General features: G+C 67.9%; 11 protein-coding genes and 1 pseudogene. 11 read left to right on the top strand and 1 reads right to left on the bottom strand.

Annotated features, from left to right (window positions below):
* The 4 genes and pseudogenes from BJF87_RS15330 to BJF87_RS15310 all read left to right on the top strand — a co-directional run.
* Nucleotides 1-264 (top strand): transposase (locus BJF87_RS15330; RefSeq protein ID WP_139319525.1); only part of this gene is annotated, 264 nt, incomplete at its 5' end.
* 51 nt (nt 265-315) lie between these two features.
* Nucleotides 316-1553, top strand: a pseudogene (locus BJF87_RS26295) (DUF222 domain-containing protein).
* 255 nt (nt 1554-1808) lie between these two features.
* Nucleotides 1809-2501, top strand: coding sequence for a DUF5336 domain-containing protein (locus tag BJF87_RS15315; protein ID WP_035755663.1), 693 nt, complete (start codon nt 1809-1811; stop codon nt 2499-2501).
* A complete protein-coding gene (locus BJF87_RS15310; protein WP_051406013.1) occupies nt 2482-3300 on the top strand; it encodes an SAM-dependent methyltransferase in 819 nt (272 codons plus the stop codon). The genes BJF87_RS15315 and BJF87_RS15310 overlap by 20 nt, the downstream gene beginning before the upstream one ends.
* Before the next feature lie 66 nt (nt 3301-3366).
* Here BJF87_RS15310 and BJF87_RS15305 read toward each other — a convergent pair whose 3' ends face one another.
* The gene (locus tag BJF87_RS15305) at nt 3367-6945 is read right to left on the bottom strand and encodes an indolepyruvate ferredoxin oxidoreductase family protein (protein WP_035755598.1); all 3579 of its coding nucleotides are present in this window, start codon (nt 6943-6945) and stop codon (nt 3367-3369) included.
* A 213-nt stretch (nt 6946-7158) separates the two neighbouring features.
* On the opposite strand from BJF87_RS15305, the gene BJF87_RS15300 reads away from it, so the two are divergent.
* The 7 genes from BJF87_RS15300 to BJF87_RS15270 all read left to right on the top strand — a co-directional run bounded on the left by BJF87_RS15300 (nt 7159) and on the right by BJF87_RS15270 (nt 17205).
* Complete coding sequence (locus BJF87_RS15300) at nt 7159-8736, top strand: carboxyl transferase domain-containing protein (protein WP_035755599.1); 1578 nt, start codon at nt 7159-7161, stop codon at nt 8734-8736.
* Between the two features lie 59 nt (nt 8737-8795).
* A complete protein-coding gene (locus BJF87_RS15295; RefSeq protein WP_035755600.1) occupies nt 8796-10856 on the top strand; it encodes a biotin carboxylase N-terminal domain-containing protein in 2061 nt (686 codons plus the stop codon).
* 85 nt (nt 10857-10941) lie between these two features.
* Nucleotides 10942-12087: an acyl-CoA dehydrogenase family protein gene (locus BJF87_RS15290; protein WP_005201192.1), complete on the top strand. Its 1146-nt coding sequence runs from the start codon at nt 10942-10944 to the stop codon at nt 12085-12087.
* Nucleotides 12084-12584, top strand: coding sequence for a MaoC family dehydratase (locus tag BJF87_RS15285; RefSeq protein ID WP_035755601.1), 501 nt, complete (start codon nt 12084-12086; stop codon nt 12582-12584). Before BJF87_RS15290 ends, BJF87_RS15285 begins: the two co-directional genes overlap by 4 nt.
* Nucleotides 12585-12589: 5 nt before the next feature.
* Complete coding sequence (locus tag BJF87_RS15280; RefSeq protein WP_005201196.1) at nt 12590-13504, top strand: CoA ester lyase; 915 nt, start codon at nt 12590-12592, stop codon at nt 13502-13504.
* Between the two features lie 81 nt (nt 13505-13585).
* Complete coding sequence (locus tag BJF87_RS15275) at nt 13586-15241, top strand: AMP-binding protein (RefSeq protein ID WP_035755602.1); 1656 nt, start codon at nt 13586-13588, stop codon at nt 15239-15241.
* Nucleotides 15238-17205, top strand: coding sequence for an acetoacetate--CoA ligase (locus tag BJF87_RS15270; protein ID WP_075863475.1), 1968 nt, complete (start codon nt 15238-15240; stop codon nt 17203-17205). Before BJF87_RS15275 ends, BJF87_RS15270 begins: the two co-directional genes overlap by 4 nt.
* Nucleotides 17206-17257: the final 52 nt, after the last annotated feature.

Raw genomic sequence — 17257 nt, 5'->3', positions numbered from 1 at the left:
TGGCGACGGCTCGAGCACTGGTTACATCGAGCTGATCGTAGTCGAATCATCGAACTCGTCGGTCTCTCCAGATCGGTACGACAGCAACAGATCCAGATCTACAACTCCGTTGTCGTGGGCCTATCGAACGCCCGGGTGGAGGCCACCAACACGCATCTGAGGGCACTGACCAAACGGGCCTACGGATTCCACTCACCAGAAGCACTCATCGCGATGTCGACACTCATGCGAGGAGGGGCGTGTCCTGCTCTGCCACACCAGTAGTGACCCACGAAACCGTCAGGAGGACCACGGATGTTCGATTACCATGGCGTCATGGCACCGCTCGAATCCCTCCTCGACCAGCTCGCGGGAATCACTCCACCCACAGACGATCCCACTGGTCGCACGACAATTTCCGAACTGGAGCTCTGGAGAAAGGTCCGGAATCTGGCTGATCACCGAATCGCCACTTGTGCAGGCGATCTCGATGATCTGCGTGTCGCGGAGAAGGCAGGGTCGACCACCAAGAAGCTGCTGATCGAGATGTGATTCCCGCCGGTGGTCGCCACTCGGGCGATTCGTATCGCCGACAGCATCGGCACCTTGAGCAGGCTCGAGAGTTGCGCGGCCGACGGAAACCTCTCGGGAGAGGTCGCCGACGCCATTGTCCGTGGCATGACAATCATCGAGAAGCGTTCACCCGCCGCGCTTTCCGGCAACGACCGTGGCACCTACGAGAGCGGACTCCTCGCCCAAGCCCTGTCAGGTGCCACACCCGCCGAGATACAAAAGCACGCGCAGACGATCGGCAACACCATCGCCGACGACGAGGGCGGTATCCCCGCGTGCGACGACCGGTCACTGGATACGTTGTCGCACCGGGTGACCGATGACAGCCGCGTGGAGATCAACGCCAACGTCACCCAGGCCGTCGGCGAGAAGTTCATCGCGATGATCGACGAACGCTCGGTGCCGTGCCCCGAACCCGACGGCTCCCCAGACCGACGCTCAGCAACCCAGATCCGTGCCGACGCAATGGAGGTGCTGTTGGATCAAGCCGCAGTCGGCGCTGCGATGGACACCATCGGCACACCACGCGCCCAGATATTGCTGACCATCCCCGCCGACGGTGGTGACCCCGCATCCCTGCCCTGGACCGGCCCGACCACCCACGCCATCGCCCGACAACTGTCCTGCGACGGAACCCTGACCGAGATCGTCATCGACGGTGATACCGTGCCGCTACAGATGGGTCGCGAACGACGACTCTTCCCACCGCACCTACGCAAAGCATCATCATCCGCGACCAGAGTTGCATCAAATGCGGCGCGCCACCATCGCACACGCAGGTGCACCACATCGAGCACTGGTCCGACGACGGCGACACCGACCTCGACAACGGCTGCCTGCTCTGCCAACGCTGCCACACCCAGGTTCACCACAACGGCTGGGACATCATGATGGGCTTCGACCGACACCCGTGGCTGATCCCACCGGCCGACATCGACCCCCGACGCCGCCCGTTACCCGCCTACAACCGCCGCACCATGCGACTCGACGACGCCGCCTGACACAGCAGACTTTCGCGCAGCACCTTCCGCGCCCCGGCCACCAACCGGGACCGCATCCGTCCCGTGACAAGTCCACAGTGTGAACACCGAATCTCCGATCCGTGGCCATCGCACGAGCGGGGTCTGGTCCGTGCGACGACCGGTCGAATGAATCTCGTCGCCGCAGGTGCATCGGGGTTCTGGTCGGCTTACCCTGGCCCGCAGGTCGCGACGACGAGGCGCGATCGTTCGGGGGTGAAGGACGAGGAGTGCACCGTGAATTCAGGCGATCCCAACCAGCAGCAGGGCGTTCAGCGGTCACCGGCCCCACCCGGGCAGCCGCAGACCGGCGGATTCCCCGGCAATCACGGTGAGACCGGGCAGTTCCAGGGCGGACGGCCCACCGGAGGGGTTCCCGGCCAGCAGTGGGGTGAAAATCCACCGGCGTACCAGCACTCGACAGGTGGTTGGGGTCCCGCGTCCGGCATGGGTCCTCAGCGAATGGGGCCGCGGCCCGATCGGTCGGTGATCTTTGCCCTCGGTGCGGCGGTCGCCGGGATCGTCACCTACTGCATGGGCTTCGTCAGCTGGATCACCGCGTTGCCCGGGGCGCAGCAGGGGCTCGATTCGTGGGAACGCGATTTCATGGAAGGGCGGGACAGTATCCCCGGGTTCTTCTCCGACGACATCGTGCTGAACCCCGGCAAGTTCTTCGTCGTGCTCGGCGTCGTCGGGGTCGCGACGACGTTCATGCTGGTTCCCCGATATCGAAAGGCCCTGCCCTTCCTCGCCGTGATCGCGCTCGCCGGGTGGCTGGCACTGTTCGCCTCGGCGTTGATCATGCCGCCGTCCGTCGAACTCGGGGCCGGCGCCATTCTCGGGCTGATCTTCGGATTCGTGCAGGTGGCGCTCCTGATGACCGCATCGTTCTTGTACGGTCTCAAGAAGGATGACGCCGCAATCTCCTGACGTACACGTGCAGCCGGCCGGACTTCTCGGAGACCCGCTGGCGGATGCTCTTCGTCGTGCGGGCTGCGTGTTCGCCGAGGACGAGGCCGAGCTGCTAAGCCGGCACGCCGCCGGTCCAAACGAACTCGCCGACCTGTGCGCACGCCGGATTGCGGGTGAGCCACTCGAACATCTGCTGGGGTGGGTCCAGTTCGGGAACCTCCGGCTCAGCGTCGGGTTCGGTGTGTTCGTGCCGCGGCAGCGATCCCTGCTGCTGGCGCAGGAAGCCGTCGACGCCGCGACGGGGCGGCCCGGAGCCGTTGTCCTCGAGGCGTTCTGCGGAGTGGCGCCGATCGCCTCCGCAGTCGCCGCAGCCGTCGATGGTGTGCAGGTGCACGCTGCCGACATCGCCGCCGATGCGCTCGTCCACGCCCGGCGGAACCTGCCCGTCGACGCGCAGATCCATCACGGCATCGGTTTCGACGCCGTTCCCGAGTCACTCCGCGGTCGCGTGGATGTGATCGCAGCCGTCCCGCCGTACGTTCCCGATCACGCCTTCGGACTGCTCGCGCCGGAAGCGCGTGACCACGAGCCCCGGCGTGCCCTGACCGGGGGAGCGGACGGCCTCGATCACGTCGACGCACTGATCACCGGCGCCCAGACATGGCTGTCCGGTGACGGGGTCCTGCTCATCGAGATGAACGTCGGGCAGTTCGACGCCGTCGCCTCCCGCGATGGTCACTCGTCGCCGTTCGTGATCGACGCCGTCCCCGGCGAGGACGGCCAGACCGTCGTCGCGCGCTTCCGGCGGCATCGCTGAAACCCGCTCCTGGAGAGCCGATTCCAGGAGCGGTGTTCAGCGACGGGTGGCTTCCGGGGCGGGGTGTCAGATTCCGAGGCCGCCCCGCAGCCGGCTGACCTCCGCCCGGTACTTCTCGACGTTGCGCATCTTCACGCTCTCGTAGCCGCGCACCATGTCGGGGAGGCCGGCGAGTTCCACCACGGCCGGCATCTCGGCGTCGCCGACGCGTCCGCCCTGCACGGCGGCCAGCAGTTGGTCGACGATCTCCCGGTACTCGACGATCAGCGCACGTTCGGTACGACGGATCTCGTTGCGGCCGAACGGGTCGAGCGGTGTTCCGCGAAGCTTCTTCATCTTCGCGAGCGTGCTCATCGGACGGTTCGCCCAGGCACCGAGGGACATCTTCTCCCGCATGCCCATCTGGCGCAGTGTCGGCGGATGCAGCCGGATCGAGACCCCGGCGTCCTCACCGAACTGATCGGCGACCTTCGCCGCGAAAGCGGCATCCTGCGTCAGGCGAGCGACCTCGTACTCGTCCTTGTAGGCCAACAGCTTGTACAGGTTGCGCGCGACCGCATCGGTCAACGCGTCGTTGTCCGCGCCGCGGTGCACCCGTTCGACGACGTCGAGATACTCACGCGCGTAACGCTCGTCGGCGTAGGCGATCAGCTCGTCGTAGCGGAGTGCCACGGTACGCGTGAGCTCGTCGCCGAAACCGCTCGCACGGACCACGCTCATCGCGTGGTCGGACGGCTCCGGTTCCGTGGACGCGGCGCCGTGCAGCGAGGCGATCGTCGCGGACACGGCATCGGCGTCGGCCACCGCCTGACGTCCGCGCCGGAAGGCCTGCACGTTGGCGTCGACCGCCACGCCGTTCAGTTCGATCGCGCGCTCGATCGACGAGGCCGAGATCGCCAGTGCGCCTGCCTGATACGCCGCACCGACCATGAGCATGTTGGCGAACTGCTCGTCACCGAAGAGTGCGGTCGACAGCGCCCCGGAATCCAGGTAGAGGCCGCGGGTCACCTTCGCGTCGATCGCGGAGTGGATCGCGGTCTCCGCCGGGAAGCCCACCGAGGTGTCGATGACCATGAGCCCGGTGGGAACCTGCGTCGTGGACACCACGGCGACGGTCTTCTCCGGTGCCGCGACCTTCAGATTGACCGGATCGGTGCCGACCAGCGGGTCGCAGACGAGATAGAGATCGCAGTCGTCGGAGGCGACCTTGGCGGCCTGCTCGACCTCGTGCGGCGCGACCTTGATGTCGCTGACGACGGCACCGCCCTTCTGTGCCAGGCCCGTCATGTCGACGGTGCGGGCGGCATGGCCGTCGAGGACCGCCGCCGTGGCCAGCACCTGCGACACGGTCACGACACCGGTGCCGCCGATGCCGGTGACCCGCAGCGAGAACGTGTCCCGCACGGCGGGCAGCGTTGGTTCCGGAAGCAGTGCGCCGGGGAGGTCGGTGGCGCGGGCCCTGGTCCGCGTCGTTCCCGGGGTCACGGTGACGAACGACGGGCAGTCGCCTTTCAGGCACGAGTAGTCGAGGTTGCACGAACTCTGGTCGATCTGGGTCTTGCGCCCGAACTCGGTCTGCACCGGGTGCACGGACAGACAGTTCGACTTCTCGCCACAGTCGCCGCAACCCTCACAGATGCGTTCGTTGATCATCACCCTCGTGGTGGGGGTGGGCATGGTGCCGCGCTTGCGCTTCCGGCGCTTCTCCGCGGCGCAGTGCTGATCGTGGACGAGGACCGTCACCCCGGGTACGCCGGCGAGTTCGGTCTGGACCTCGACCAACTCGTCGCGGTGGCGGACCTCCACCTTCTTGGGAAGGCCCAGCGCGCGCGTACGTTTCGGATCGTCGGAGGTCACGACGATCTTGCTGACGCCCTCGTCGACGAGGAGGGAGGTCAGCCGCGGCAGGTCCATCTCACCGACCGGGTCCTGGCCGCCGGTCATGGCGACGGTGCCGTTGTAGAGCAGCTTGTAGGTGATGTTCTCGCCGGACGCGACGGCGGCCCGGAGGGCCAGCGAGCCCGAATGCATGAATGTGCCGTCACCGATGTTCTGCACGAAGTGCCGGGCGGAGACGAACGGAGCCATGCCGATCCACTGCGCACCCTCGCCGCCCATCTGCGTCACCCCGGCGACGTCGCCGACCTGGCGCGGGTCCATCAGGAGAACCATCGCGTGGCAACCGATTCCGGCGCCGACGAGGGTGTCCTCGGACACCTTGGTCGAGCTGTTGTGCGGGCATCCCGAGCAGAAGTACGGCGTGCGCACGGCGAGGGGGAGTTCGATGCGGGTACGACGCCGCGACTTCTTGTCGATCCACGCCTGCGCCGCGTCGACGTGATGGCGTGCCAGACGATCCGCGAGACCGCGGGTGACGGCGTCGACGTCGAGTTCGCCGAAGCGGGAGAACAGGGTTGATCCGTCCTCGTGGACCTTGCCGACGATCCGCGGTGCACGCGGATGCCGGTAGAGGATGTCGCGCATCATCGTCTCGATGAAGTCGCGCTTCTCCTCGATGACGATGACCTCGTCGAGATCACCGCGCGCGGTGCCGAACATGAAGCGATCGAGGATGTCCCGCTCGATCGGGTAGACCATCCCGAGCTTGAGGATGCGGATGCCGAGACGCCGCAGGTCGTCGTCGCCGATGTTCATCAGGCGCAATGCCTCTCGGAGATCGAGGTAGGTCTTCCCCGCGGCGACGATGCCGATCCGGTCGTCGGGGGTCGACACCACGATCTTGTTGATCCCGTTGAGCCGCGCGTACTCCAGCGCGCGGGGGATGCGCGTGGTGAGCTGATTCTGTTCGAGCTCCATCAGATTGGCGCCCAGGAGTCGACCGCTCGGGACGTGCGGACTGCGTCCGAGGTCGCCATAGGTGGGGATGACGCGGTCGGGATGGACGTGTGCGGTCGACGCGCCGTCGGCGACATGGGCCGAGATCTTCAGCGACGTCCATAGTCCGCTGACGCGGCTCATGATCGCCGCGTGCACGCCGAGGTCGAGGATGTCCTGCGAGTCCGCGGGGTAGAGGATCGGGATGTAGAGGTCGGCCAGGGCCATCTCCGACGCGCACGGCACCGTCGAGGACTTGGCGCCGGGGTCGTCGCCGACCAGTGCGACGGCGCCACCGGACGGATGCGTGCCGACGAGGTTGGCGTGCCGGATCGCGTCGGTGGCGCGGTCGAGGCCGGGGGCCTTGCCGTACCAGTAGCCGACGACGCCGTCGCGGGGCGTGCCGTCGGTGGTGGGAGCAAGGTCGGCAACCTGTGCGGCCACCTGCGAGCCCATCACCGAGGTCGCGGCGATCTCCTCGTTCAGGCCGGGCCGGTGGGTGATGTCGTAGGGCGCGAGCAGCTTGCGACGCCGGGCGAGTTCGAGGTCGTAACCGGCGAGGGGAGAGCCCTCGTAGCCGGAGATGAACGAGGCGGTGTTCAGGTTCTGGCGGCGGTCGACGCGAGCGCGGTCGCGGACGATGCGAACCAGGGCCTGGATGCCGGAGAGGTAGATGGTGCCCGACTCGCGGGCGTAGCGATCGTCGAGCGAGAAGTCGTCAGGAAGGGGCTCGGACGAGCGTGTTGCTGACAAGCCGGTTTGTGCGGTCGGCACCTGCTGGAAGCGTGCGCGGTCGTCTGCGAGGGTCATGGGATTACCTGGCCTTCTATGTGCGGTGGCCTTCTCCGGTCGTGCCGGATCGACGCATCGGTTGTGAGAGCCCGGGGGTGGTGGGCCTGCCACCACCCTACGAGATGGCGTGACGCGCGTCACGCAGACTGGTCACGAGTCGTGGGCGTGACACGCGCCACTCGATGGCGTACCATTCCGTTCAGTTAATCCCAACTAACTGAAGGGTCGACGGTGACCAGCACGCTCGACGGCTTCCGGGCCACGCACCAGCAGAATCTCGACCTGCTCCACCAGCGCCTGACGACCGTGGCCGCCGGCGGCGGGGCCAAGGCGCGTGAGCGCCACGTATCGCGCGGCAAGCTGCTGCCGCGTGATCGCGTCGACGGCCTCCTCGATGTCGGCTCACCGTTCATCGAGGTGGCGCCGCTCGCCGCGTTCGGGATGTACGACGACAAGGCGCCGTCCGCGGGCGTCATCGCCGGTGTCGGCCGCGTGGCCGGCCGGGAATGCATGATCGTCGCCAACGACGCCACGGTCTCCGGCGGCACCTACTATCCGGTCACGGTGAAGAAGCACCTGCGCGCGCAGGAGATCGCGGCCGCCAACCGGTTGCCGTGTATCTACCTCGTCGACTCCGGCGGCGCGATGCTGCTTCAGCAGGACGAGGTCTTCCCGGACCGCGACCACTTCGGCCGCATCTTCTACAACCAGGCGAACATGAGCGCCGCGGGCATCCCGCAGATCGCTGCCGTCCTCGGTTCCTCGACCGCCGGCGGCGCCTACGTCCCGGCGATGAGCGACGAGACGGTCATCGTCCGCAACCAGGGCACCATCTTCCTGGCCGGACCGCCGCTGGTGAAAGCCGCGACCGGCGAGGACGTCTCGGCCGAGGACCTCGGCGGCGGCGCGATGCACTCGTCGGTCTCCGGCGTCACCGACCACCTTGTCGACAACGATCAGCAGGCCTTGGCGAAGGTCCGTGAGATCGTCGCCACGCTCGGCCCGCGGGAGGCGCCGCAGTGGGAGACCATCCCGTCGCGGGAGCCGCTCCGTCCGCAGACCGACATCTACGACGTGGTGCCCACCGACTCCAGGACCCCGTACGACGTGCGCGAGGTCATCGAGATCATGTGCGACGCCGGTGAATACACCGAGTTCAAGGCCAACTACGGCACGACCCTGGTGACCGCGTTCGCGCACATCCATGGCCACCCGGTCGGCATCATCGCCAACAACGGCGTCCTCTTCAGCGAATCCGCCCTCAAGGGTGCGCATTTCATCGAGCTCTGCGATCAGCGCCGAATCCCGTTGGTCTTCCTGCAGAACATCACCGGGTTCATGGTCGGCAAGGCCTACGAGCAGGGCGGCATCGCCAAGAACGGCGCCAAGATGGTCAATGCGGTCGCGTGTGCGCGGGTCCCGAAGTTCACCGTCATGGTCGGCGGCTCGTTCGGCGCCGGCAACTACTCGATGTGCGGCCGGGCCTACTCGCCGCGGTTCCTGTGGATGTGGCCCAACGCTCGCATCTCCGTGATGGGTGGCCCGCAGGCCGCCGACACGCTGGGCACGGTGCGCCGCAACCAGATCGAGCGATCCGGGGACACCTGGGCGGCGGAGGACGAAGAGGCGTTCAAGGCACCCATCCGCGAACAATTCGAGCGGCAGTCCGACGCCTACTACTCGACCGCACGCCTCTGGGACGACGGCATCGTCGACCCCGCCCAGACCCGCACGCTGCTCGGGCTCGCCCTCGAGACCGCGCGGTACGCACCGCTGGCCGACGTGCGCTACGGCGTCTTCCGGATGTGAGAGCGGAGACCGACATGCCATCCCCGAGTTCACCCACGACGACAGAGGACCTCCAGACCGTGAGCACCAGACCCATTCGCAGCGTCCTGGTGGCGAACCGCGGCGAGATCGCCTGCCGGGTGATCGACACCCTGCGCCGCCTGGGAATCCGCAGCATCGCCGTCTACTCCGACGCCGACGCGCAGGCCCGTCACGTCCGCGAGGCCGACGTCGCGGTCCGGATCGGACCGGCAGCGGCCGCCCAGAGCTACCTCGACATCGACGCCGTCGTCGACGCGGCCCGCAAGACCGGTGCCGACGCCGTCCACCCCGGTTACGGATTCCTCTCGGAGAACCAGAAATTCGCCGCCGCACTGGCGGAGGCGGGCATCGTCTTCATCGGTCCGCCAGCGGAAGCCATCGCGACGATGGGCGACAAGATCACCGCCCGCGCCGCGGTCACCGCGCGCGACGTGCCGGTGGTCCCTGGCCTCTCGCGTCCCGGTCTCACCGACGAGGACCTGATCGCGGCCGCCCCCGACATCGGCTTCCCGGTCCTCATCAAGCCGAGCGCGGGTGGCGGCGGCAAGGGCATGCACCGCGTCGCCGACCCGGCCGAACTGCCCGCGGCTCTCCAACGTGCACGACGAGAGGCGGGCGCCGCATTCGGCGACGACGCCCTGTTCCTCGAGCACTTCGTCGACACCCCGCGCCACATCGAAGTGCAGGTCCTCGCCGACACACACGGCAACGTCATCCATCTCGGCGAACGCGAGTGCTCGCTGCAGCGCCGGCACCAGAAGGTCATCGAGGAGGCACCGTCGGCGCTGCTCGACGCCGTCACCCGTGCCCGGATCGGCGAGGCGGCCTGCGACGCCGCCCGCAGCGTCGGCTACACCGGCGCCGGCACCGTCGAGTTCATCGTCTCGGCCCACAAGCCGGACGAGTTCTTCTTCATGGAGATGAACACCCGACTGCAGGTCGAGCACCCGGTCACCGAACTCGTCACCGGAATCGACCTGGTGGAGCAGCAGATCCGCGTCGCCCGCGGCGAGGTCCTCGGCTTCGCCCAGGACGACATCACGCTCACCGGCCACGCCGTCGAGGCCCGCGTGTACGCCGAGGATCCCGCCCGCGGCTTCCTCCCCACGGGCGGCACCATCGAGCACCTCGTCCACCCGGACACGGCGTCGGGCAGCGGCATCCGCGTCGACTCCGCCATGCTCGAGGGACTGCGCGTCGGCAGCGACTACGACCCGATGCTCGCCAAGATCATCGCGCACGGCAGCGACCGCGAGGAGGCCCTCGAACGCCTCGACCAGGCGCTGGCACACACCCGCGTACTCGGGGTCGTCACGAACATCGACTTCTGCCGCTTCGTGCTCCGGCAGCAGGCCGTCGTCGACGCCGAACTCGACACCGAACTGCTCGACCGCCTGGTCGCCGATTACGTGGTGCCGCAACCCTCCCCGGAGGCGCAGGCCCTCGTCGGCCTCGCCCGAATCGGGGTCCGGGACCGCGGCGACGTCTGGTCGTCGGCGGTCGGCTGGCGCGTCGGCGAACCGGCTCCGGTGATCACCAGGCTCGTGAGCGGCGGACACCACTCCGCTGTGTCGATCAGCGTCGAACACACTGATGCGCAGTCGATCTCGGCCTCGGCGACCGTGGTCACCGAGGGTGGCGACGGAGCCGAGGGCGAGTCCTGGACGGCCGAGGTGGTCTACCTCCCCGCACAATCGGGCGACGGCCGCGAATCCGACCGTCTCATCGTCGGCGGGATCAGCCAGTCCTGGTCGTCGACGCTGATCGGCGAATCCTGGTGGGTGTCCGGACCGTCCGGCACCTGGGTCCTCGACCTCGCCCGTCCGCTGCTCGACGAGGCCGCCGACGATCGTGCCGGTGAGATCGCCAGCCCGATGCCCGGCACCGTGGTCGCCGTCGGAGCAGCGTCCGGCGATGCGGTGAGCAGCGGCGCGGCCGTCGTGGTCGTCGAGGCGATGAAGATGGAACACGCGCTGACCGCACCCGTCGACGGAACCGTCGACATCACGGTGAAGGTGGGTGACAAAGTGGATGCGGGACAGATCCTCGCCGTGGTCACCCCCGCGGAGAGCCGGGAGCCCGTTCCCGCCCCTTCGTGACGGCCCTCCGCAAGCTCCGGGCCTCCTCAGGGAGCGGAGGCTTGCTACCAATCGAATCGAAGCTACAAGAGTGAACAGGACTCTCATGGAACTCACGCAGGAGTACACAGACCTCATCGAGACGGTGCGCGACTTCGCGCAGACGGTGGTGGCACCGGTGGCCGCGAAACACGATGCCGACCACACCTTCCCGTACGAGGTCATCGCCCAGATGGGCAAGATGGGACTCTTCGGGCTGCCGTTCCCCGAGGAGTACGGCGGCATGGGCGGCGACTACTTCGCGCTGGCCCTCGCGCTCGAGGAACTCGGTAAGATCGACCAGTCGGTCGCCATCACCCTCGAGGCCGGCGTGAGCCTGGGTGCGATGCCGATCTACCGGTTCGGCACCGAGGAGCAGAAGCAGCAGTACCTGCCCGACCTCACCGCCGGTACCGCGCTTGCCGGTTTCGGCCTGACCGAGCCTGGGGCCGGCTCCGACGCAGGTGCCACCGCGACCACCGCTCGCGACGACGGTGACTCGTGGATCATCAACGGCGGCAAGCAGTTCATCACCAACTCGGGCACCGACATCACCTCGCTGGTCACCGTCACCGCGGTCACCGGGGTCAAGGAGAACGGCAAGAAGGAGATCTCGACGATCATCGTGCCGTCGGGAACCCCCGGGTTCACCGCCGAACCGGCCTACAACAAGGTCGGTTGGAACGCCTCGGACACCCACCCGCTCACGTTCACCGATGTGCGCGTGCCGAAGGAGAATCTGCTCGGCGAGCGCGGCCGCGGCTACGCCAACTTCCTGTCGATCCTCGACGAGGGCCGCATCGCGATCGCGGCGCTCGCAACCGGTGCCGCGCAGGGTTGCGTCGACGAGAGCGTCAAGTACGCCAAGGAGCGTCAGTCGTTCGGCAAGCCGATCGGGGAGTACCAGTCGGTGTCCTTCGCCATCGCGCGGATGGAGGCCCGGGCCCACGTCGCCCGCACCGCCTACTACGACGCGGCCGCGAAGATGCTGGCGGGCAAGCCCTTCAAGAAGGAGGCGTCGATCGCCAAGCTGGTGGCCAGCGAGGCGGCCATGGACAACGCGCGCGTCGCCACGCAGATCCACGGCGGCTACGGCTTCATGAACGAGTACCCCGTCGCCCGTCACTACCGCGACTCGAAGATCCTCGAGATCGGTGAGGGCACCACCGAGGTGCAGCTCATGCTCATCGCCCGTGAGCTGGGTTTCGCATGAGCGAGAACGAACAGGCACCCGTGAACCGGGTCGTTCAGCGCGGCCTGTGGTTCGAGGAGTTCACCGAGGAAACGCTCTACGAGCACCGTCCCGGACGCACCGTGACCGAGGCCGACAACGTGCTGTTCACGACGCTCACGATGAACACCCAGGCGCTTCACCTCGACGCCGCGTGGTCGGCACAGCAGCCCGGTTTCGGTGGACAGCGACTGATCAACTCCATGTTCACGCTGTCGACGATCGTGGGTCTCTCGGTCAGCCAGCTGACACAGGGCACACTGGTGGCCAACCTCGGTTTTTCCGAGGTTGCGTTCCCCGCGCCGCTGTTCGCCGGCGACACCCTCTACGCCGAGACACTGTGCACCGGTAAACGCGAATCCCGGTCGAGGCCGGGGGAGGGCGTGGTGAACTTGACCCACATCGGACGCAATCAGCACGGCGAGGTCGTCGCGCGAGCCGCGCGGGCCACGTTGGTGCGCAAGAAACCTACGGAGTGACGACGATGTTCTTCGACGGACCCGCCGACAATTCGCTCGTGAGCGGATCGAGCCTGGGCGATTCCCAGCTGTCCAACGCCTGGCTGCCGGCCGGGCCCGCACTGCTGTTCTGCCCCGCGGACCGGCCCGAGCGCTACCAGAAGGCCCTTGACCGTGCCGACGTCGTGATCCTCGACCTCGAGGACGCGGTCTCGCCGGAGAATCGTGCCGCCGCACGGGAAGCGTTGATCGCCAACCCGATCGACCCGGACCGCACCATCGTGCGGATCAACCCGGCCGGTACCGGCGACTACCGCCGCGACCTCGCCGCGGTCTCGGAGACGAACTACCGCGTCGTCATGCAGGCCAAGTCGGAGGACGTGGCGTCGATCCTCGACACCGCGTTCCAGACGATCGCGCTGATCGAGACGCCGCTGGGTGCCACCCGCGCCAACGACATCGCCGCCACGTCGAACTGCATCGGCCTCATGTGGGGCGCCGAGGACCTGGTCGCCGGACTCGGCGGGACGTCGAGCCGGTTCGGGCCCGGGGAGCCGCGCGCAGGCGAGTACCGCGACGTCGCCGCCTGGGTCCGGTCGATGGTCCGCATCGCGGCCGCGGCGCACGGCAAGTTCGCCGTGGACTCGGTGCATCTCGACATCGACGACGTCGACGGTCTCGTCGCCGAGGTTCGCGACGCGGTGGCCCTCGGTTACACCGCGACCGCGTGCATCCACCCGTCGCAGGTCGAGCACATCCGCGCCGGCTACCAGCCGTCCGAGGAGTCGATCGCGTGGGCGCGCAAGGTCATCGACGGCTCCGCCGAACACGGTGGCGGGGTCTTCAGCCTCGACGGTCAGATGATCGACGGCCCGGTGCTCCGGCAGGCGGAGGTCGTGCTGTCCCGCGTGGCCGAACGCCCCGCCGACGCCGACGCCTGATCCACGCCTGATCCCGCTGCGCCAAAACGCTTTCCGACACCCCTCGTTCCCCCGACACCACCGAGAGACCGGAGCCCGCTCATGAGCAATGACGCTCACCCCCAGAACCTCGCCCACACCCACGGGCCGCAGAGTCCTGCTCTGCTGACGGACACCATCGGCGTGACCCTGGCGCGGACCGTCGAGAAGTACGCCGATCGCGTCGCGCTCATCGACGCCCCCTCGGGGCGTCGGTGGACCTACGTCGAGTTCCACCGCGACGTGCGGGCGCTGGCCGCGGGTCTGCTGCGGTCGGACGTGAAGAAGGGGGATCGGGTCGGACTGTGGGCGCCCAACCGCTTCGAGTGGGTGCTCGTCCAGTACGCCACCGCCGAGATCGGCGCGATCCTGGTCAACCTCAACCCCGCCTACCGGCAGAACGAGGTCTCCTACGCCCTGAAACAGTCCGGCACGAGCGTCGTCCTCGCGGCCGAACGGTTCAAGGACTCCGGCTATGCGTCGATGCTGGCGGAGGCCCGTCCGGACTGTCCGGATCTGCGGGAGGTGGTGACGTTCGAGTCCGCGGCGTGGACCGAACTGACCGCGGCCCCGTCCGACGAGGAACTGGCACGGGTCGCCGAGATCGCCGCCTCGCTGTCCGCCGACGACCCGATCAACATTCAGTACACCTCGGGCACAACGGGATTCCCCAAGGGCGCGACTCTGTCGCATCGAAACATCGGCAACAACGGTTACCTCGTCGGTGAGCTGCTCGACTACACCGCTGACGACCGCATCTGCCTGCCGGTGCCGTTCTACCACTGCTTCGGCATGGTGATGGGCAACCTCGCCGCCACGAGTCACGGTGCGGCCATGGTGATCCCGGGTCCCGCCTTCGACCCGAAGGCCACGCTCGACGCGGTCGCCGAGTACCGCTGCACCAGCCTCTACGGCGTGCCGACGATGTTCATCGCCGAACTCGCACTGCTCGACGCCGCCCCGGACGGCTACGCACCCGACTTGTCGTCGCTGCGTACCGGCATCATGGCCGGCTCGCCGTGCCCGGAGCAGGTGATGCGTCAGGTGGTCGATCGGATGCACATGAGCGAGGTCTCGATCTGCTATGGCATGACCGAGACGTCGCCGGTGTCCACCCAGACCAGGGTCGACGACCCGCTCGAACTCCGGGTCACCACCGTGGGTCAGGTCGGTCCGCATCTCGAGATCAAGATCGTCGCACCCGGTACAGGGGAGACCCTCGGCCGCAACGAGACCGGCGAACTGTGCACGCGCGGTTACTCGGTGATGACCGGCTACTGGAACGATCCGGAGAAGACCGCCGAGGCCATCGACGCCGACGGGTGGATGCACACCGGCGACCTCGCCGAGATGGACGACGCCGGGTACGTGCGCATCACCGGCCGGATCAAGGACATGGTGATCCGTGGCGGCGAGAACATCTATCCGCGAGAGATCGAGGAATTCCTCTACACCCATCCCGACATCCTCGACGCCCAGGTGATCGGCGTCCCCGACGAGAAGTACGGCGAAGAACTGATGGCGTGGGTCCGGCTCCGCGATCACGCCACCGACCTCACGGTCGAGGACGTCCGAGCCTTCGCCGACGGCAAGATCGCTCGGCACAAGATCCCTCGATACGTCCACGTGGTGAAGGAATTCCCGATGACCGTCACCGGGAAGGTGCGCAAGGTCGCGATGCGCGAAGAGGCCACGCACATCCTGGAGGACCTGCGATGACCGGTGCCGCGATCGAGCGGTTCAGCCGGCACGTCGAGAACCGGTTCGGCACGGCCGCCGCGGATTACGACGAGCTGTGGGAGTGGTCGGTACGAGAGCCCGCGCAGTTCTGGCGAGCGGTGTGGGAGTTCTTCGACCTCGACGCCCTGGCCGCCGAACCCCTCGCCGAGGGTGACGCAGCCGTTCTCGCCGATCCGAGGATGCCCGGCGCCCAGTGGTTCCCGGGTGTCCGGTTGAACTACGTGAGCCAGATCCTGCGCCACGCCGACCTTCCGGGCGCCGCCGTCGTCGGACTCGACGAGGCCGGGGCACGGACCGAGATCGCCTGGTCGGAACTCCCCGGCCTGGTCGCCTCCCTGGCCGCGACGCTTCGGGCACAGGGGATCGGAACCGGCGATGTTGTCGCGGCCTACCTGCCCGACATCCCCGAGGCGGTCGTCGCCTTCCTCGCCACCGCCAGCCTCGGCGCCATCTGGTCGGGTTGCGGCCAGGACTATGCGCCGCAGGGCGCCGCGAGCCGGCTCGGGCAGCTCCGGCCGAAGATCCTGTTCAGCGCCGCGGGATACCGATACGGCGGCAAGGACATCGACAAGCGTTCGGACAGCGCCGAACTCGCGAGCCTGCTGCCGGAACTCGTCGCGCACATCACGATCGGCGGCGACGCGGGCGACCCGACGGCGGACAGCACGACGCGGATCGACTACGCCGACGCGCTCACCGCGGAGGCCGGCGACGCGGAACCTGTGCTCGTCGACTTCGACCATCCCCTCTGGGTGTTGTTCAGCTCGGGCACCACCGGCCGCCCGAAGGGCATCGTCCACGGGCACGGCGGCGTCGTCGTCGAGCACCTCAAAGCCGGTGCGCTCCACGGTGACCTGTCGTCGGACGACGTCTTCTTCTGGCAGACCGCGCTCAGCTGGATGATGTGGAACTACCAGGTCGCCGGACTCCTCTGCGGCGCGCGGATCGTCTGCTACAGCGGTTCGCCGCTCTATCCGGATGCCGACAAGCTCTGGCAGATCGTCGCCGACGAGAAGGTCACCTACTTCGGCACCTCGCCCGGGCAGCTCCAGGCCTCGCGCAAGGCCGGGCTGGAACCGGGCCGCGACCACGACCTGTCGGCGCTCCGGGCCCTGGGCAGCACCGGTTCCTCGCTCGCCGCCGACCTCTTCACCTGGGTCGACGACCACGTGAAGCGGGGGTTGCCGATCTCGTCGATCAGCGGCGGGACCGACATCGTGTCGGCCTTCGCCGGCGGATCGGTAGGGGTGCCGGTGGTACCCGGCGAGCTGTCGGTGCGCTATCTCGGTGTAGCGCTGGAGAGTTGGGCGCCGGACGGTACGCCGCTGGTCGGCGAGGTCGGAGAGCTGGTCGTCACCGCGCCGATGCCGTCGATGCCGGTGCACTTCTGGGACGACCCCGACGGCGCGCGTTACCGCTCCGCCTATTTCGACCACGAATGGGACGGGCCGACCACCCACCCCGACGGCCCGGTCTGGCGACACGGCGACTGGGTCACCGTGACCGGACGCGGCTCCCTGGTCATCCACGGCCGCAGCGATGCGACGTTGAACCGGCACGGAATCCGCATGGGATCAGCCGACATCTACGAGGTCGTGGAGTCGCTCGACGAGATCGCGGAGGCCTTCGTCCTCGGCGTGGACGGGCCCGACGGCGCCTACTGGATGCCGCTGTTCATCACCCTCGTCCCCGGTGCCGTTCTCGACGACGCCCTCACCGCGCGGATCGCCGCCGCGGTCGGTGACCGGTTGTCGAAACGACATGTGCCCGATGAGGTGATCGAGGTCCCGGGCATTCCCCACACGCGCACCGGGAAGAAACTCGAGGTTCCGGTCACGGCGATTCTGGCCGGCCGGTCAGAGGTCAACATCGATCCCAAGTCGGTGGACGACTATTCGCTCGTCGACTGGTACGCCGAACAGGGCCGAGCTCATCGCTGGTGACGGCTGTGCACGGCCGCGGCGCGACATCGTCGGGCATCGGTAGCGTGGACGG

It is taken from the genome of Gordonia sp. CNJ-863, assembly GCF_001942325.1.
Lineage (GTDB): Bacteria > Actinomycetota > Actinomycetes > Mycobacteriales > Mycobacteriaceae > Gordonia > Gordonia alkanivorans.
The sequence above is the reverse complement of the archived record's forward strand: the minus strand, read 5'-3'. Positions and strand labels throughout refer to the sequence as shown.